General features: G+C 37.6%; 18 protein-coding genes. 17 read left to right on the top strand and 1 reads right to left on the bottom strand.

All coding sequences use genetic code 11. The annotated features are described in order from the left end of the window. Entirely contained in the window at positions 1 to 1239 is a 1239-nt protein-coding gene (locus COE25_RS17560; protein WP_088085387.1) for a saccharopine dehydrogenase family protein, read from the bottom strand. A gap of 692 nt (positions 1240 to 1931) precedes the next feature. Here COE25_RS17560 and COE25_RS17565 point away from each other — a divergent pair. The 17 genes from COE25_RS17565 (at position 1932) to COE25_RS17640 (ending at position 18355) form a co-directional block, all read left to right on the top strand. Continuing rightward, positions 1932 to 2366: a carbohydrate kinase family protein gene (locus COE25_RS17565; RefSeq protein ID WP_257208873.1), complete on the top strand. Its 435-nt coding sequence runs from the start codon at positions 1932 to 1934 to the stop codon at positions 2364 to 2366. Between the two features lies 1 nt (position 2367). Next, positions 2368 to 3162 (top strand): nucleoside hydrolase, encoded by a 795-nt coding sequence (locus tag COE25_RS17570; RefSeq protein ID WP_257208869.1) that lies wholly within the window; start codon positions 2368 to 2370, stop codon positions 3160 to 3162. A gap of 171 nt (positions 3163 to 3333) precedes the next feature. Then, positions 3334 to 4209, top strand: a complete 876-nt coding sequence (rbsK, locus tag COE25_RS17575; RefSeq protein WP_098933509.1) for a ribokinase — start codon at positions 3334 to 3336, stop codon at positions 4207 to 4209. Between the two features lie 184 nt (positions 4210 to 4393). After that, positions 4394 to 4558: a hypothetical protein gene (locus COE25_RS30830; RefSeq protein ID WP_180247529.1), complete on the top strand. Its 165-nt coding sequence runs from the start codon at positions 4394 to 4396 to the stop codon at positions 4556 to 4558. Positions 4559 to 5138: 580 nt separating this feature from the next. Beyond that, a complete protein-coding gene (locus COE25_RS17580) occupies positions 5139 to 5645 on the top strand; it encodes an acyl-CoA thioesterase (RefSeq protein WP_098933510.1) in 507 nt (168 codons plus the stop codon). 529 nt (positions 5646 to 6174) lie between these two features. Continuing rightward, positions 6175 to 7359: a sulfite reductase subunit alpha gene (locus COE25_RS17585; RefSeq protein ID WP_098933511.1), complete on the top strand. Its 1185-nt coding sequence runs from the start codon at positions 6175 to 6177 to the stop codon at positions 7357 to 7359. A gap of 135 nt (positions 7360 to 7494) precedes the next feature. Then, positions 7495 to 7773, top strand: a complete 279-nt coding sequence (locus tag COE25_RS17590; RefSeq protein ID WP_098933512.1) for a hypothetical protein — start codon at positions 7495 to 7497, stop codon at positions 7771 to 7773. Between the two features lie 198 nt (positions 7774 to 7971). Continuing rightward, positions 7972 to 9501: a PucR family transcriptional regulator gene (locus tag COE25_RS17595; RefSeq protein WP_098933513.1), complete on the top strand. Its 1530-nt coding sequence runs from the start codon at positions 7972 to 7974 to the stop codon at positions 9499 to 9501. Between the two features lie 154 nt (positions 9502 to 9655). After that, complete coding sequence (locus tag COE25_RS17600) at positions 9656 to 10306, top strand: aspartate/glutamate racemase family protein (protein ID WP_098933514.1); 651 nt, start codon at positions 9656 to 9658, stop codon at positions 10304 to 10306. Between the two features lie 75 nt (positions 10307 to 10381). After that, on the top strand, positions 10382 to 11308 hold the full coding sequence (locus tag COE25_RS17605) for a DMT family transporter (RefSeq protein ID WP_180247530.1): 927 nt from the start codon (positions 10382 to 10384) through the stop codon (positions 11306 to 11308). Positions 11309 to 11399: 91 nt separating this feature from the next. Beyond that, the gene (locus COE25_RS17610) at positions 11400 to 13025 is read left to right on the top strand and encodes an OPT/YSL family transporter (RefSeq protein WP_142354483.1); all 1626 of its coding nucleotides are present in this window, start codon (positions 11400 to 11402) and stop codon (positions 13023 to 13025) included. An 11-nt stretch (positions 13026 to 13036) separates the two neighbouring features. Beyond that, positions 13037 to 14098 (top strand): S-methyl thiohydantoin desulfurase family protein, encoded by a 1062-nt coding sequence (locus tag COE25_RS17615; RefSeq protein ID WP_098933516.1) that lies wholly within the window; start codon positions 13037 to 13039, stop codon positions 14096 to 14098. A gap of 20 nt (positions 14099 to 14118) precedes the next feature. Continuing rightward, entirely contained in the window at positions 14119 to 15066 is a 948-nt protein-coding gene (locus tag COE25_RS17620) for a DUF1177 domain-containing protein (protein WP_098933517.1), read from the top strand. A gap of 57 nt (positions 15067 to 15123) precedes the next feature. After that, positions 15124 to 15795 carry an AroM family protein gene (locus COE25_RS17625; protein ID WP_098933518.1) on the top strand — a complete coding sequence of 224 codons (672 nt, stop codon included), beginning with the start codon at positions 15124 to 15126 and terminating at the stop codon, positions 15793 to 15795. A gap of 17 nt (positions 15796 to 15812) precedes the next feature. Next, positions 15813 to 16757 (top strand): aminopeptidase, encoded by a 945-nt coding sequence (locus COE25_RS17630; RefSeq protein WP_098933519.1) that lies wholly within the window; start codon positions 15813 to 15815, stop codon positions 16755 to 16757. A 222-nt stretch (positions 16758 to 16979) separates the two neighbouring features. After that, positions 16980 to 17420: a YaiI/YqxD family protein gene (locus tag COE25_RS17635; protein WP_098933520.1), complete on the top strand. Its 441-nt coding sequence runs from the start codon at positions 16980 to 16982 to the stop codon at positions 17418 to 17420. 245 nt (positions 17421 to 17665) lie between these two features. Then, entirely contained in the window at positions 17666 to 18355 is a 690-nt protein-coding gene (locus COE25_RS17640) for a hypothetical protein (RefSeq protein ID WP_098933521.1), read from the top strand. Positions 18356 to 18432: the final 77 nt, after the last annotated feature.

Consider the following 18432-nt stretch of genomic DNA (forward strand, 5'->3'; position numbering starts at 1 on the left):
TTAACGAACAAGCTCCGGCTCTTTTACCTTAAGAGGCTCAGAATCTACTAGCTCTGGATATAAGTCTTCTTGCCATGGAAGTCCCCACGTGTTCAATGCATCCATAAATGGATCTGGATCAAATTCTTCGATATTGAATACGCCTGGTTTATTCCATTTTCCAGTCATTAACATCATTGCACCGATCATCGCAGGAACACCTGTTGTATAAGAAATTGCTTGAGAACCGACTTCTTTATAGCATTCTTGGTGATCACAAACATTGTAAACGTAATAGGATTTCTCTTTTCCATCCTTTTTACCTCTAAAGATACAGCCGATATTTGTTTTGCCAACTGTACGAGGTCCAAGTGAAGCTGGATCTGGTAACATAGCCTTTAAGAATTGAAGTGGAATGATTTGTTTTCCTTCGTATTCAATTGGCTCAATGGAAGTCATGCCTACATTCTCAAGACATTTTAGGTGAGTAATGTAGCTTTGGCCAAATGTCATGAAGAAGCGGATCCGCTTAATGCCTGGGATGTTTACAGCAAGAGATTCAAGTTCTTCATGGTAAAGCAAGTACATATCTTTCTCGCCAACTTCAGGGAAGTTATAAACGCGTTTGATTTCCATTGGCTCGGTTTCGATCCACTCACCGTTTTCCCAATATCTTCCGTTTGCAGAAACCTCACGGATATTGATTTCAGGATTGAAATTAGTCGCGAAAGGATAGCCATGATCCCCGCCATTACAGTCAAGGATGTCGATGTATTCAATTTCATCAAAATGGTGTTTAAGTGCATGAGCAGAGAATACCCCTGTTACACCTGGGTCAAAGCCGCTGCCTAAAAGAGCTGTAATACCAGCTTTTTCAAAGCGTTCGCGATAATCCCATTGCCATTTGTATTCAAATTTAGCCGTATCTTCAGGCTCATAGTTTGCAGTATCCATATAGTTTGTTTTTGTTGCCAGACAAGCATCCATGATCGTTAAATCCTGATAAGGCAACGCTAAGTTCATCACGATATCTGGTTTTACTTCTTCAATTAAAGCAATCAACTCATCAACATTGTTTGCATCAACCTGTGCAGTTGTAATTTTCGTTTTGCCGCCATCTAGTTTGGCTTTTAAGTCATCACATTTTGATTTTGTCCGACTTGCGATACAAATCTCTTCAAATACCTCACTGTTTTGAACACATTTATGGATGGCTACTGATGCCACTCCACCACAACCAATAATAAGCGCTTTTCCCATTTTCTTATCTCCTAACTTAATAGACTTTTGACCGTGCAAAGAGGAGTTCTATAACAATATTTCTATGGTCTGAACGATAATAATTATTGTCATAACCCCTAAAAAACTGTTGAAACGCAACAAAAAAAGCAAGTGCAAAGCGCATAATTGCGCACAACACTTGCTTTCGATATAATCATCAATATTAAAAAAGCATAAGTATACCGTAATGAAAATCATATGTATACTTTCACCATAAAGGTCCGAGGACATTTGTAAGGAAGCTCTATAATATTCAAAATATATCATAATAGGATCAGAGTCTATATAGCAAATAATCACTTTTACTACTCTTATTGACCGTTTCACAAGTTGTGTGCATATGCACTGGTTGTAAAGTAACCAACTTATAAAATTTGAGCTTTTAACTCAATCAATAAGGCAACTAAAGTTGCCATTCGGCATTTGACCCGGCTGTCCGTATGGCCTTAACTTCTTTGAGGAAGTGGTCAAAAGTTATCTGCTTGGAAAGATCCAGACATATTGAATATTCGCTTTCCAAATTACGCACTTTTTATATTATCAGTATATAAAAATATTGGCAATAGAAAAAAAGAAAAAAATATGACAAATTTCGACTTTCTCTTGAAAAAGATTGAAAATGCCGATCGCATTTTTGGGAAATTAATTCAGATTCCGCCCATATTGAATTAATTCATCAAGTTAAAAAAATAGTTGAAAATATCTATGTTTTTTCAATCAATAAACATGAAGCACAATCATTGTTCGGCGAAAGTGATTTAGAAGTTATCATGAAACGATTAAAAGAATGGAACATTAACACGGTATTTTTAAGAGTCGGTTCAGAAGGTGCCTATCTAATTACCAAAAAGAACACCGTAAAGGTAAGCAGTGTGAAAAATGTAAAGGTTGTGGATGTAACGGGTGGCGGAAATAGTTCGTCTGCGGGGGTATTAATTGGATACTGCGAAAATCGTTCTTTAGTTGAAATGGGATTAATGGGTACTATTAGTGCGGCAATTTGTATTGAGCAAGAAGGTACTCCGGCTAAATTTGACCAAAGCACACGAAAGAAAGCAGAGGAGTTATTACAAAAAATGATGGAAAAGGTGAATGGGGATGACTGAAATGAAAAAAGTATTAATTGACTGCGATCCAGGAATGGATGATTCATTAGCAATTATCCTGGCTTGCAAATCTGATGTCCTTGATGTTAAAGCAATTACCACGGTTTCCGGTAATTATCATGTTGATATTACAAGTGTCAACGCAAGGAAAACACTTGAACTGTTGAATAGGACAGATATACCTGTAGCTAAAGGGATGGCCAAACCAATTGTTCGAGACTTACCTGGTGATCCTTTTACACATGGGGAAGACGGACAAGCGGATGCAAATCTTCCGGAGCCTGCAATGGATCTGGTCAATCAACATGCAATAGATCTTATTATTGAAACCGTAAAAAAATATCCCAATGAACTATATATTGCAGCACTTGCACCATTAACCAATATAGCAATGGCCTTCTTAAAAAGTCCAGAAATCATCCCGATGATTAAAGGGATCTACGCCATTGCAGGAGCGTACGGTCTGAACAAATATTCAACAGCGAATGCAACGGGAGACAATCCCCAAAGTGAATGGAATGTATATGTAGATCCTGAAGCTGCTGATATCGTATTTAAATCAGGCGTGTCATTAACCGCGATTGGATTAGATGTGGCCACGCATTTTGATGTTAATTTTACCCAACAGCATTTACAATTATTAGAGGAAACGAAAATGCAAGAAACAGATTTTCTCTTGAATATGATTGGATTTGTTAACAAGAGAGGTTTTGAGTCGTATTGCGTCTTAATTGATTCAATGGCGATTGGAGCTCTTATTGATGAATCCATCATTAAAACCATGAGAGAAAAGTAGGCATTGAAACAAAAGGTGAACTTACACTTAGTATGACAGTTTTAGATACAAGACATCACCATACATGGAATACTTTACCTGAGGTTGAAATTGCATGTGAAGCTGAATATGAAAAGTTCTTAGGAATTGTCATGAGTACAGTACTAAAATAATCAAACTGGTGGCGATGAAATGATAACGGTGGTTGGCAGTATCAATATGGACTTGGTAGTTGAAAGTGAAAAAAATCCAACACAGGGAGAAACACTTTTAGGGAAGTCCTTTTCAACCTTTCCAGGTGGTAAAGGATCGAATCAAGCCGTCGCAGCTGCTAGGTTAGGCAGCTGTGTGAATTTTGTTGGGAAAATCGGTAAGGATATTTTTGGGAAAGAACTCCAAGAGAATTTAACTAAAGAGGGTATTAGCATTGAACATATTAATATAGTAAAAGATCAATCCACAGGTGTGGCAAATATCATATTATCTGAAAATGATAATCGTATTATTGTCGTTCCAGGTGCTAATTTTAGTTTATTTCCTTCGGATATCGAAAAGGTGAAAGAATTTTTAGCAAAAAGTGCAATTGTCATCGTTCAGTTAGAAATTCTACCAGAAACAGTGGAGAAAGTACTTGAGCTTTGTCAGCAACAAAATGTTCCTGTTCTCTTAAATCCAGCGCCAGCATCTAATTGCACGAAGGAAATGATAGATATGGCATCCTTTATTACACCTAACGAAACAGAATGTGAGGAACTATTTGGGGGATATTCACATGAAATTTTAAAGAAATATCCCAATAAACTAATCGTTACACTAGGGGAATCTGGTGCAGCCTACTACAATGGTTCAGAAATTGTTCATGTCAATGGCTATCAGACAACTGTAGTGGATACAACCGGTGCCGGTGATACTTTTAATGGCGCTTTGGGCTATGCAATCAGTGAAGGGTACGAATTAAAAGAGGCCATTCAATTTGCCAATGCTGCAGCTTCACTCTCTGTAGAGAAGCTTGGTGCACAACAAGGCATGCCGTCATTTGATGATGTGAAAAAACGATTAAGACATTGAAATCATGATCCATATTTTGGTGCGTGGTGTTATGGCTCGATCACGTTAAACTCTAGTGATAAACTAGAGTTTATTTTTCAATGGAGAGTTAGTAATTAAATATCTAGCTATCAAAAGGTATGTTGAAATTTAAATAAAAAACGAATTATTGCAGATAATTTATACATAGGGAAGGAGGGCGACAATGGAAACAAACAATAATGATAAAAATCTTACAAACAAGAATCAAGAAGAAAGCTTGGAAATTAGTTCTACAGGTTATGGATATGAGTCTGTTACAACAGAAACAGGAGCGGAACAAACAAAACAACAAGCAAAAGGGACGAGCCAATCTTGTGGAGGTTTGTAATTTCTCCCATTTGATTATGAATTTTCACTTCAATGCCATGATTAAAATACCCGTTCGAAAAGGTACACTTTTCCGAACAGGTATTTTTTTTTAAAAACAGCTTTTTTACGTTCGTAAAATTAGAAAAATAAATATATCCTTTGATGACTAATAAATTTCAAGAACTAACTAGCATTCATGGGTGCAGTAATGTGGACTAGTAATGGCTGAGTAGTCTCGTTTTTAGTACTTGCATTAGAAGAATCTGGTCCAGCAATACTTAAAAAATCCCCTGCCTAATTAATGGTTTTTTTTAACTATTTTTTAATAAAGGTAATCTATTATTAACCCCTAAATTTATACCATATAAAAGTTTTTTATATGTGATTATAATTTTATATCATTTTATTTATTTCAATAATTGCATTATTCTTAATCATAAGAAATTAATAATTATTTTTTTCAACGAAAAAAATAAGGAGAAAGTTATTTGTAAGATCGAGAAACTTAATTATTAGAAGACTAAGAGCTTTATAGGGTGGACTTAATTAAAGCTATTTCGTAGAAGATTGTGCCAGTAGTTCAATAGGGGAGTATATATATGGAAGCAAAATATTGTAAAGAATCACGAGTTATACGAACAAGTCGTGTATTTCCAAATGACGTAAACAATCACAATACATTATTTGGTGGAAAATTAATGAGTGATGTGGACCAGGTAGCGTCTGTTTCTGCGGCTCGCCATAGTCGCAGGGAATGTGTAACTGCTTCAACTGATTCAGTTGACTTCTTATATCCTGTTCGTACAACAGATTCGGTCTGTTTTGAATCATATGTGACATGGACAGGGACATCGTCTATGGAGGTTTTTGTGAAAATTATTGCTGAAGATTTAAAAAGTGGAAAACGTACAATTGCTGCAACAGCTCTATTAACATTTGTCGCACTTGATGAACATAAACGTCCAACAGATGTTCCACAGGTTATTCCGGAAACAGAAGAAGAGAAAAAATTGCATGAGACCGCACCAGGGCGAGCAAGAGTGCGCAAAGAAAGAAAACAAAAGAGCAAAAAATTAGCTGCTTTTTTAACAACAAATTATCCTTAAGGTCAACAAAGCTTAAGTTAATTTAGTTAAGTTAGTCAGCAGGACTAGCAAATAGGTAATCTTTAAATTCGGGTGGGATTTTTATGTGGATTATCACTCAGTATTTAGATTCAAATATTACAATGTTTGAATTTGAGACAGAAGCAGAAGCAAAAGAGGCCTTTTAAAAAAATCGCAGGTTATAAAATTCTTTCTGAAATTGTTTACTTACCTATTCTTTTTTTCCGATAGTTACGGATTGAGATATATTTATTATGTTAACTAAGGATAGAATGGTTGAAATCCCAAGTTTTTTAATCCTATTTTCTAGGCTCATTTCATTCAATTAATTTGTATTAGCATTAAGAAAATTGATCTACTGGGGCCAGGCACTATTCGAACTTTTTTAAATAAGGAATGAGAACTTAAAGCTTCTTCAAATTTATTGGTAAATTCACTCGGGATTGGTAAGAAAATTGTGAAAAAATACATATCTGATTTCCAAAATCAATGTTAAAATTGTCTATATTACTTTTGGAGGTTAAGAACCATGCAAATTACTTTGGATAACACCAAAACTGCCGAAAAAGACAAACAGGTTCAAACACCATTTTCACGAACAAATCCATTTCCGGCAAAAGTTCTTAAAAATATTAATATCAATGGGGCAGGCTCTAGTAAAGAAACAAGACATATTGAGTTATCACTAGAAGGGTCAGACCTTTCTTATGTACCAGGTGATACCCTAGGCATTATCCCTTCGAATGATCCAGAGCTTGTGGCTTCGCTTTTTGAGGAAATGCATTGGGATGAAGAAGCGATTGTAATTATCAATAAGCAAGGTGAGACATTGCCACTAGAGAAAGCGCTTATTAACTATTTTGAAATTACGTTACTTTCAAAAAAGATTTTACAGCAGGCAGCTGCGTTTACAGAAAGCGAAGCGTTACAAAAGCTTCTCTTGGTTGAAAATGCAGCCCAATTGAAAGAATATTGCTATGGACGAGATTTGCTTGATATGTTACGTGAATTTGGTCCATGGAAAGCTAGTGCTCAGGAAATCGTCTCCTTCTTAAGAAAAATGACGCCGCGCCTCTATTCGATTGCTAGCAGTATTGCAGCGAATCCAGAGGAAGTTCATTTAACCATCGGTGCTGTGCGCTACACTTCTCATGGACGCGAGCGTAATGGGGTTTGTTCTGTTTTATGTGCTGAACGTGTAAATGAAGGAGATACGCTTCCAGTCTTTGTTCAAGCAAATAAACATTTTTATCTGCCAGAGTCTCAGGATACTGATATTATTATGGTTGGACCTGGGACAGGTATTGCGCCATTCCGTTCTTTTATACAGGAACGTACAGTGAATAAAGGAAAAGGGCGATCATGGCTATTTTTTGGAGACCAGCATGCTGCTTCTGATTTCCTTTATCAAGATGAATTGGAGAAATATCAACAAGATGGGGTACTGACAAAACTAGATGCTGCCTTCTCCCGCGACACAGCACAAAAAGTCTATGTTCAACATAAAATGCTTGAACATAGTAAAGAACTGTACGAATGGCTTCAAAAAGGTGCATATTTCTACGTTTGTGGAGATAAGGAATACATGGCGAAAGACGTCCATGAAACGCTTATCAGCATAATTGAAAAAGAAGGTGCGATGAGTCGCGATGCAGCAGAAGCGTATCTAAAAGATATGCAGAAGCAAGGGCGTTATCAACGTGATGTGTATTAAAAGATAAGCAACAAAAATCTATAGTAACCACCCTTCGTTCCGGTTGGACGAAGGGTTTTTTTATTGTGCTGCACTCATATAATTATTCATATTGATATAATTGGAAGGTTCCAGGCATTTACAGAGGAGGAGTTTATGAAACTATATCTCATTATAAGCCAAATCTTATATTTACTTTCTTTAATCCCATGGTTTGCAATTTGGGGATTGTCATTTAAGAGTTTCGACGGTGGTGTGAATCTATCTAATGTTTCTTTTGTTCTGGCTATTTCTTTATATCCAATTGCTGTCATATTTGGTTCCATTTTAGCTTGGGTCTTCCGAATGAAAAAGAAACGACTTGCGATCATGATTAATTTAATTCCGATGGTATGGATTATCGTTTTTCTCTATTTCATGTTACTGTACAATTAAAAAAATCAATCATTGAATTGTAAATGAGTACAAAATTTAGCCCTTCTCACTGAGAGGGGCTTTAAAACAAAATCTATTAAAAATTCTGGGATAACTGAAATTTTGTCTACTTTAGAAATTATAATGTACAGTCATGAGAAGGGCATATAGAATATTTTTTAATGACTATTAAATAAAATAATGGAATAGGTGAATAAGATGAATCCAGCTGGGATTACATTACGTGAGTTACTTGACCTTCCAGTGTTAAAAGATGCAAAGGTAATTAGTGGAGAAAAGGGACTAGATCGAGTAGTCCGATACATAGATATAATGGAAGTGCCGGACGTTACTGGCTGGTTGAGGGAAGGAGAGTTACTCCTTACGACAGCTTATTCCATTCGTCACGAGCCAGCCTTACTTCCAAAATTAGTGAAACAATTGGCAGAGGCCAATGCTGCGGCATTAGCGATTAAACCAGAAAGATTTCTACATGAAATGCCTATAGCAATGATTCAAATGAGTAATACCTTTGATTTACCCATAATACAGCTGCCTAAAGGAATACCATACATTGATATAACCCATTCAATTATGGAACAAATAATCAATAAGCAATCCTCCTTACTCAGAAAATCAGAAGAAATATATAAGAAATTGACCACTTTAGTTCTTGAGAATAGCGGTATTCAAGCTGTGGCCGATAATGTTTCTCTATTATTAAAATCACCCATTTGGCTTATAGATAAGACGGGGGAAACAATCGTCGCCTCACCGTCCAATGCCCATTATCATTTTTCACCAAATTCGCGCTATTGGGAGATAAGGGTGGACAAGGAGATGGTAGGAAAGCTGATTGTTGACAAGGAGAAATTAGATGAGTTAGACCAGGTTTGTATTGAACAAGCACGGCTCGTGTTTTCGTTAGAATTAATGAGGAGAAAGACAGCAGTGGATACGGAAAAAAAACTGCGCGGCAATTTTGTTGATGAGCTGTTATCCGGTTTGCCACTATCGAAACAGGAGATTTTGAATAAAGGGAGTCAATTAGGTTTAAAACCAGAGGCAGTTTGGGAAGTCGCCGTTATAGAAGGTGATGAAGAGGAGATGTCCCGACAGATCGATAAATTAAATCATTTAATAGCCGAAGAATCTCAAAAGCATCATATTAAATCACTTATCCATTGGATAGGTGAAAGATTAGTTTTATTGCTTGGATCACCAAGACAAGAAATACCAGCTGAGAACCCGAAGAAGGATCCCTTTAATTGGAGAGATAAATTGATACCCTTTATTCATCATTGTAGTGGGATTCGAATTGGATTTGGAGACAAAGTTCCGTTATGGGAAGTACAGCAAAGTTATATAGAAGCAAAAAAAGCAGTCATATTTGGTATGAAGTTAGATAATCAAAAAAGGATTTTTACCTTTGAAGAAATAGAAATGTTTCATTTATTAATGGAAGTTTCCGAATCAGTGGAAATAGACAAGTTTGTAGAAAAAAAGATAGGGAAGCTTCATCAATATGATCAGGAGAATGGAACAGACTTTGTAAAAACATTATACTACTATATTTATACAAGTGGCAGTTTATTAGAAACTGCAAAACATTTGTTTTTACACAGAAATTCAATTAAATACCGAATGGATAAAATTCGGGATTTATTTGACATCCACATGGCAAATAGCCAAGAAAGATTGGTTTATTTCTTTTGTATTTCTTACCACATATTCAAAAACAATGAATAAAAAGGGTGTGTTGTGCTGGGAGCACAACGTACCCTTTTTATTTTTGGTTTCAGGAGACGTGTTCATCTTGCTAAATGTACATTAAAATTTAAACATTCATTACTTTCGAGTTTTTCTGAAAAATGATAAATCATATTAGAAGGGAGATCACTAAATGATTGGTGTCATAAGGGTTTTTACAACGGAGGAAGAAGAAATTCTTGAACAGCATGGAAAAATAATTTCCAATTGCTACGGAATCCCAACAGTTAATAAATGTATCCCTAATCAGCCACTTGGAATCTTTAATGATGAAACAGAAAAAATAGCGATCCCTAAAATTGTCGAATTAGGTAAAAGGTTGGAGCAAGAGGGATGCAAGGTTATAACAATTAGCTGTGCTGCTGATCCGGCAATCGAGGAGCTTAGAAAGGAAGTAGCTATCCCAGTCATTGGAGCAGGAAGTGCAGCCGCGCATACCGCTTTAGCGATTGGTCAGCCAGTGGGGATACTTGGGATTACGGAAACCGCACCATCTGTAATAAATAACTTATTAGGAAATTTAATTGTAGGTTATCAACAGCCAGAAGGGGTAACAAATACTACCGACTTACTAACGCCGACTGGCAAGGAGCGGGGAGTCGAAGCAGTAAATAAACTAATCGATCAAGGTGCTAAAGTGATTGTGTTTGCCTGCACCGGTTTTTCAACTATTGGGCTGGCAGACCTTTTGCGGCAAGAATTAGATGTTCCTATCATTGATGCAGTGGAAGCAGAAGGATTGATTGCATCCACCCTTTACAAGCAACAGGCTTCAAATGCATGACAATCATGGCTTCGGCCACATTTAACCATGCGAAAAGCTTAAAATAAGGTTTTTGCTTTGAAAGAAGGTTATTTTTTGGCCAAATCCTATCTCATTCTTTTAACTTGTGTTCTTATTTGGGCAGGGAACTATCTTGCAAGGCAATTCCTGCTAAAAGAATTTTCTCCTTTTTTCCTATCCGCTTTTAGCTTGACTGTTATATCGATTTTCTTTTGTTTGATGGGGTTAATCACTAAATCCTTTGTTCGACTGCGACGGAAGGAATTCATGCTTTTCTGTTGTGCTGGTTTAATTGGTTTGGTTGCCAATCAAATATTCTTATTTACAGGCTTAAAATATTCAACAGCGACCAATGCTTCGTTAATTTTCAGCATGTCTCCACTGATTACGGCAGCTCTTGCGGGTGTAATCCTTAAAGAGAAGATTACTCGGCAGATGATTTTTGGAAGTGTCATTGCAATTATTGGATTATATTTTGTATTATCTGTCAAAGGACAATTTGTCTTCGGCATGGGGGATTTATTATTACTTGGTGCCACCACAACATTTTCCTTCAACCTTATTTTTGTCCGTTTGCTCTCAAAGCGTGTATCACCATTCATTATTACGTCCTATAGCTTTTTCATTAGTGCAATTATTTTTGATCCATTCATCTTAATAGGAAATGACATTGATTGGAATCATTCCATTTCAATTTGGGTATTCGCTGTCGTGTCAGTGTTGATTGGCCAAGGTATAACTACAATGATGTGGAATAAGGCTATGAATAATCTGGGTGCTTCAAGGTCATCTATTGTGCTAAACCTACAACCAATTATGACGATGTTATTAGATTTTTTGATTTACCAAAATCCCCTTACTGTAAAAAAAATATTTGGTGCTGGACTCGTTTTTACAGGAATTCTCCTAAGCACTGTGCATATAGGTTTTATTCTTAAAAAGAGAATTGGCACACGGGAGAAACAAATCACAGAGGGAAATGGAATGGTAAAAAAACTGTAATCATAATGAAAGTTTTGCACTTTTCTAAAGATTTATTGCGTACAAGGAAGTTTCAGAAAAACTACAAAATATATAGACAGGGGGTATTTTTGTGAAAAATGAACAAGACGTAAAAAAACATCCGCGAATTTTTGAACCATTTGCTCTGATTCTGACCGTTGTTACAAGTGTTTTCGGTGCAATTATCGGTATGCAAATCGTTACCACTCTTGGGGTAACACCGAATACAGCTATTATTGGTGCTCTTATTGCCATGTTGATTGCTAGAATTCCACTCAATATTTTCAAAAAATACAAATCGGTTCATCGCCAAAACCTAGTGCAAACAGCCATTTCATCCGCAACATTTGGTGCTGCAAATAGTTTATTAATTCCGATTGGGATCCCTTATCTTATGGGAAAAACGGAATTAATTCTTCCGATGTTACTTGGTGCCGCATTAGCGATGTTTGTAGATGCACGGATTCTTTACAAGCTATTTGATTCAAAGCTGTTTCCTGCATCTGGAACGTGGGCTCCTGGTGTAGCAACTGCTCAATCCATCCTGGCAGGTGATAAGGGCGGAAAGCGTGCAGGACTCCTTGGAATTGGGACAACCATCGGTATAGTAGGTTCATTCCTTCATATTCCAATGTCGGCATTTGGTGTCGCCTTTATCGGTAATATTTGGGCACTTACTATGTTCGGAATTGGATTAATGATTCGTCAGTACTCTGTCCCATGGTTCGGCGTCGACGTTAACCAGCTTTATATTGCCCATGGAATCATGATTGGTGCAGGAATCGTGGCGTTAATCCAGGTTTCTATATTGATTTTTGGGAAGCAAAAAAAATCAGCGAAATCTAGTAAATCCGAAGTGGCTGCCACTTTAGAGGCGGTAGATGATGATTCTTTATTAACACGCCCAATTAATGAGGCAAAAAAAGCGTTAGGTATTGGTTTTGTTCTTTATTTAGTGATTGCGCTAATCATTGCTATTACGGGAGGACTTTTGACTGACATGTCTCCTGGTATGTTTATTGGATTCTTGTTTTTTGCAGCCTTTGCTGCTTTCGTTCATGAGTTGATTGTTGGGATTGCCGCGATGCACTCTGGATGGTTCCCAGCGTTTGCTGTGGCATTTATTACTCTTCTAATTGGGATGATGGTGGGTTTTCCACCTGTAGCGCTTGCTTTACTTGCTGGCTTTAGTGCAGCAACCGGTCCTGCATTTGCTGATATGGGGTATGACTTAAAAACAGGTCATATTCTCCGTGGAAATGGGCAAGATAAGGAGTTTGAAATTGCCGGAAGAAAACAACAATATGTTACTGCAATGATTGCATTTGGCGTTGCTCTATTAACAGTAATCGTTACCTATAAAGGATATTTTGCCCAACATCTTGTCCCACCGATTGATACGGTTTATGTTTCAACAATTAAAGCGGGTGCATCAGGCGATGTTGCCATGAAACTGTTAATGTGGGCTATTCCAGGAGCAATTATTCAATTCATCGGTGGTCCTAACCGTCAGTTAGGGGTCTTATTTGCGACAGGTTTATTAATTTTAACACCTTATGCATGTTGGGCTGTTTTATCTGGTATCTTGATTCGAATGATTTGGCTTAAAGCAAAGGGGAAAGAAGCGGAAACTTCAATGAGTATTTTAGCTGCTGGATTTATCGCTGGTGATGCATTATTCAGCTTCTTCAACTCTGTATTTAAAATAGGTAAGTGAGGCGAGAGAGGTTGGCAAAAATTAGTTTAGATAAAAAAATGGTGGAATACGCCGTATATGGTGGTGCTGTTCTTGGAGGCGGTGGAGGCGGTTGGATTGATGACGGCCTTCAAATTGGCAATCTTGCACTCGATGTTGCCCAGCCAGAACTTTATACAGTTGATGAACTTCAAGATGAAGATTTACTTGTTACGGTGTCATTGGTAGGTGCACCGGCAGCAAAAGATAAATTTGTAAAACCTATTCATTATACTAGGGCTTTAGATCTCCTTTCGCAAAAGATCGGAAAGCCCATTCAGGGGATTATCACGAATGAAAATGGAGCAGGTACTACGGTGAATGGCTGGTTTCAATCAGCCGTAACAGGGATTCCAATTATAGATATTCCTTGTAATGGCAGGGCGCATCCAACAGGTTCAATGGGTTCAATGAATCTATCCGAACAGGCAAATTACCTTTCCCACCAAGCAGCAGTTGGCGGGAAAGGGGCTAACTATATGGAGTTAACGATTTCCGGTTCGCTTGATAAAGCTTCTACCATGATTCGCAAAGCGTCAGTTGAGGCCGGGGGATTATTAGCTGTTGCGAGGAACCCTGTAACGGTTGCCTATGCGAAGGCAAATGGGGCAGCAGGCGCCATTCAACAGGCAATAGAGGTTGGGGAAGCTTTGTTAAGTAATATCGGGGAATCAGCCATTGATGCAGTGGTGAGAAAATTAGGAGGTAAAGTCGTAACAGAAGGGATTGTAACAGATTTTACGCTCGAGACATCTGGCGGCTTTGATGTTGGAACAGTAATCATAAATGATGCTTATGAATTAACATTCTGGAATGAATATATGACGATTGAAAAAAATGGTGAACGGTTCGCGACATTCCCAGATTTAATCATGACTCTTGATGCAAAAACCGCCGAACCAATTGTTACAGCTGCAATGGAAAAAGGGAAATACATTTCGGTTATTTCGGTTCCAAAAGAAAATTTAATCTTGAGCAGCACGATGAGAAATGAAAAATTAATGAAACCAGTAGAAGAAGTCATTAAGAAGTCAATTCTACAATATTGCTTTTAATAGATTAGGAGGAAAAGGAAATGGTACTTAAGCAAACACTAACTGTGCTCGAAACCTTAGATAGTGCTTATGTGACAGGGGAAAATGTAAAGGAATTATTCAGCCAATTTTCAAACGTAACGGTTTCCGTACAAACAGTTACAGGTGAAAAGGGCAGTACAGACTTTGTTAAAATTGTTATTCCGGGATCAAATGGTAAAAGCAAGGGTGGGGATGCAACTACCTTTGGAATCATTGGCCGTCTGGGCGGAATTGGCGCTCGTCCAAGCCGAATTGGATTGGTTTCTGATGCTGATGGTGCGATTGCGGCAGTCGCTTCGGCTCTAAAATTGGCGGAAATGCAAATAAAAGGTGATACCCTTTTAGGCGATGTAATTGTAACGACGCATATTTGTCCAGATGCCCCAACACGGCCACATGAACCTGTTGACTTTATGGATTCACCGGTTGATATTTTGACAATGAATAAGTATGAAGTGGTACCTGAAATGGAAGCTGTTATTTCGATTGATACGACAAAGGGCAATCGTGTCATCAACCATAAAGGAATTGCCATTTCACCAACTGTAAAGGAAGGTTATATCCTTCGTGTCAGTGATGATTTACTGCGGATTATGGAAATGACTACAGGTCAATTGGCTGTTACATTCCCAATAACTACCCAAGATATTACACCATATGGAAATGACTTATATCATATTAATTCCATTCTACAGCCGGCAGTAGCAACAGAAGCACCTGTTGTTGGAGTTGCCATTACAGCACAATCAGTTGTTCCAGGATGTGGGACAGGTGCGAGCCATGAAACAGATATTGCTGATGCAGTTCGCTTCGCTGTGGAAGTAGCAAAAGAAACAACTAATGGGACATGTCAGCTTTATAGTGAGGACGAATTTACAAAAATTGAAGAGCTCTACGGTTCTATGAAAAGGTTACAGACGATGGGGCAAAAAGCTTCTCAACTATAGATAGAGAAGGGGGGCTGTTGCCCTCCTTTATTCATTTTGAAAATTTGAGGTGAAGAGATGAAGAAACTAGGAATGATTACAATTGGCCAAGCTCCAAGGACAGATGTTGCGCCAATTATTGAGAAATATTTGAATGGCCGAGCGGAACTTGTTCAGGTCGGTGTCTTAGATGGGATGACAAAAGAGTATATTGAGCAAAATTTATATCCAGAAGCGAATGATTATGTGCTGACCTCTCGTTTGGTGACAAATGAATCAGTTATCATGTCTCGTGAAAAAATCAAACCGATTTTACAAGAAAAAATAGATTATTTAGAGGAGATTGGAATCAAACAGATTTTACTACTTTGTACCGGAGTTTTCCCAGGTCTAACGACAAAGACATCCTTTTTAATCGAACCTGATCACATGATTCCTCCAACGGTCAAAGCCTTAGTTGCAAACCGCCGCTTTGGCGTGATTGTGCCGTTAGTTGAACAAAAAGTAAATCTAAAGCCGAAATATTCACCATATGGAATGGATCCATTATTTGCTGTAGCTTCCCCATACAAACACGATATGGCCAGCTATGAAGCAGCAGCAAATGAACTAAAGAACAGTGTGGATATCATTTTACTAGATTGCATGGGGTATTCCGAGGAAGCGCGCGAATTAGTGGTAAATGCCACCGGGCTTCCCGTTATACTTTCGAATGCTATTATGGCAAAATTAGTATCGGAAATGATTTAAATAAAGGGTGATGAAAAGTGAAAGAACAGTTAGTTGAGATAAGTAAAAATGTATTGCAAGAATGTTTAGGATTAAAGGCAAATGAATTATTTCTTGTTGTTACTGATGATGTGAAGAAGGAGCTTGGAGAATCTTTATACGAAGCAGGTAAATTACTAGGTGCCGAAGCGATGCTTGTCGTTATGAAGGAAAGGAAAAAGTCTGGAGAAGAGCCACCAGCATCAATTGCAGCTGCAATGGTTCAATCCGATGTCGTTGTATGCATCACTGACCATTCATTAACACATACCCAGGCAAGAAAGAATGCAGCCGCATCAGGAACAAGAATTGCGACTATGCCAGGGATTACAGAAGATATGTTTTTAGAAGGTGCCATTTCAGCTGATTACTCAAAGGTTAAGGAATTAACAGAAAGTGTAACAGAACTTCTTACAAACGGGGAAATAGTTCGAATTGAAAAAGATGGGTACACACTCTCTTTCTCGATCGCAGAACGAGATGGGATCCCGAGCACGGGAATGTATTTAAACCCAGGTGAATCTGGAAACCTTCCTTCAGGGGAAGCCTATATTGCCCCAGTCGAAAGAAAAGCAGATGGTCAAATCCTTGTTGATGGATCATTCGCAGGTATAGGCCGACTAGAAACTCCGGTGCTGCTAACAATTGAAGAAGGAAGGATTGTCCAAGCAGAAGGTAATGGGGCTGAAAAGCTATTAGAAATATTAGGAGATGGCGACGGCAGGCTGCTAGGGGAATTTGGTATCGGGACAAACGATAAAGCAAGAATTACAGGTGTTGTTTTAGAAGATGAAAAAGTGTTCGGAACCATTCATGTTGCGTTTGGTAGTAATAACACCTTTGGCGGAACCATCTCTGCTGGGGTACATATTGATGGTGTCGTCAAAAAACCCGATTTCTACATTGATAACCAATTGATTATGAAAAATGGTACATTAATATAATTTGTTCTCAGCCTTTTTACTCTTCACTATTGTGAGTGTTGTAGTAAAAAGGCTGATTATTTATGAGGTAAAAGCAGCTACTTGCTGAGCTATTTATTAATTAATCTTCCAAAGGGGGCTTATAAATTTATAAGCGAAGCACCTGTGCTTACATTGTTTGACAAAAGCTCAATTTAGCAATAGTATCACTATTAATTCGAACTTTTTACAGGGGAGATAAAGATGAAAATTTATGTTGATGCAGATGCTTGTCCGGTAAAAGATATTATTATTTCGGAGGGAAGGAACGCGGGAATTCCTGTCATTCTTGTTACGAGCTTTTCTCATTTTTCAAATGCGGAACAACCTTCAGGAGTGGAAATCATTTATGTTGATTCTGGAGCAGATGCCGCCGATTATCGGATTATGAAGTTAGCCCAATCAGGAGATATTATTGTTACGCAAGATTATGGACTTGCATCGCTAGGTTTAGCAAAAGGATGTATAGTCCTTCACCATAAAGGGTTTAGCTATACAAATGAAAACATTGACGAATTATTACAATCACGGTATTTAAGTGCCATGGCTCGAAAAAGCGGAAAGCGAACAAAGGGACCCAAGCCTTTTACAGAAGAAGATCGGGAGCAATTTAGGAGGCTTTTTAAACAAGTTATTGTTAATTAGAGTGTTGACTCAGCCAACACTCTTCTATTCATTATTAGACAGAGACGACATCTTAATGAAATGATAGGATGAATTTATCAAAAAGCAGCGTAAAACCCCTAGCTTTAGATATGGGGATATAAGCTGTATTTTTGTTCGTTTTTTTAGGATAATGCAAGTAATTTTACTATACATTCTTTGAAATTCTTTGGTATAATGGGAATATAAGCAGAACGTTTGTTCCTTTTTGGAGAGGGGTGAATGAAATGTATCGATCCTATAAAATACAAATTCATCCGGAACATGAATTATTCGACTACTGTGACTCACTCTGTTTTAAAGCGAAAAACTTGTACAATATCACCAACTACTATATTAGACAGGTTTACACTGCTTTAAAAAAAGAAACAAGAAATGAAAATCAACTTCAAGTTCTTACCGATATTCAAGTCCATTTACCTGAAATGAATAAAATTCGTCTAAAAAGTTTTGAGAGAGCCAAATCTAAGCCTAAAAAAATTGAAAATAATGGTCACGTTTTGGAGCCAAAACAGAAGCTATTTGAAATGCCTCATCCAAAGAAAGCATTCCTTCCCTATACCTTTGTAGAAGCACTGTTTAAAGTGATGAAACAAACCGATTACCTTTCTATGCCCTCACAGTCCAATCAACAAACAATAAAAAAGGTATATGATGATTGGAAAAGTTTCTTCGAAGCCTCCAAGAAATATAAAATTAATCCTACTAACTTTTCCGGAAAGCCAAAGATTCCAAAATACAAACCGAAAAATGGACGCACGACCTGTTATTTAACCAATCAAATTACCAAAATTAAAAATGGAAATGTGCTTTCATTACCAAGAACTCCTCTTACATTAAAACTGGGGAAAATCGCATATATAGATGGTAAACTACAACAAGTGCGGATTGTCCCGACTTATTTTGCCGGTATGTAATGGAAGTCGTTTTTAAAAGTGAAGATGAAAAAGAGATCAAACGATCAGAAAAACAATTAGATGAATGGATATTTGAG

The sequence above is a fragment of the Bacillus sp. AFS031507 genome, assembly GCF_002584635.1.
Classification (GTDB): domain Bacteria; phylum Bacillota; class Bacilli; order Bacillales; family Cytobacillaceae; genus Neobacillus.

Bases quoted from the DNA above. Each gene is read 5' to 3' on its own strand.
- COE25_RS17560 (WP_088085387.1), bottom strand. From the start codon at position 1,239: ATGGGAAAAGCGCTTATTATTGGTTGTGGTGGAGTGGCATCAGTAGCC.
- COE25_RS17570 (WP_257208869.1), top strand. From the start codon at position 2,368: ATGAAAAAAGTATTAATTGACTGCGATCCAGGAATGGATGATTCATTA.
- rbsK (WP_098933509.1), top strand. From the start codon at position 3,334: ATGATAACGGTGGTTGGCAGTATCAATATGGACTTGGTAGTTGAAAGT.
- COE25_RS30830 (WP_180247529.1), top strand. From the start codon at position 4,394: ATGGAAACAAACAATAATGATAAAAATCTTACAAACAAGAATCAAGAA.
- COE25_RS17580 (WP_098933510.1), top strand. From the start codon at position 5,139: ATGGAAGCAAAATATTGTAAAGAATCACGAGTTATACGAACAAGTCGT.
- COE25_RS17585 (WP_098933511.1), top strand. From the start codon at position 6,175: ATGCAAATTACTTTGGATAACACCAAAACTGCCGAAAAAGACAAACAG.
- COE25_RS17590 (WP_098933512.1), top strand. From the start codon at position 7,495: ATGAAACTATATCTCATTATAAGCCAAATCTTATATTTACTTTCTTTA.
- COE25_RS17595 (WP_098933513.1), top strand. From the start codon at position 7,972: ATGAATCCAGCTGGGATTACATTACGTGAGTTACTTGACCTTCCAGTG.
- COE25_RS17600 (WP_098933514.1), top strand. From the start codon at position 9,656: ATGATTGGTGTCATAAGGGTTTTTACAACGGAGGAAGAAGAAATTCTT.
- COE25_RS17620 (WP_098933517.1), top strand. From the start codon at position 14,119: ATGGTACTTAAGCAAACACTAACTGTGCTCGAAACCTTAGATAGTGCT.
- COE25_RS17625 (WP_098933518.1), top strand. From the start codon at position 15,124: ATGAAGAAACTAGGAATGATTACAATTGGCCAAGCTCCAAGGACAGAT.
- COE25_RS17635 (WP_098933520.1), top strand. From the start codon at position 16,980: ATGAAAATTTATGTTGATGCAGATGCTTGTCCGGTAAAAGATATTATT.
- COE25_RS17640 (WP_098933521.1), top strand. From the start codon at position 17,666: ATGTATCGATCCTATAAAATACAAATTCATCCGGAACATGAATTATTC.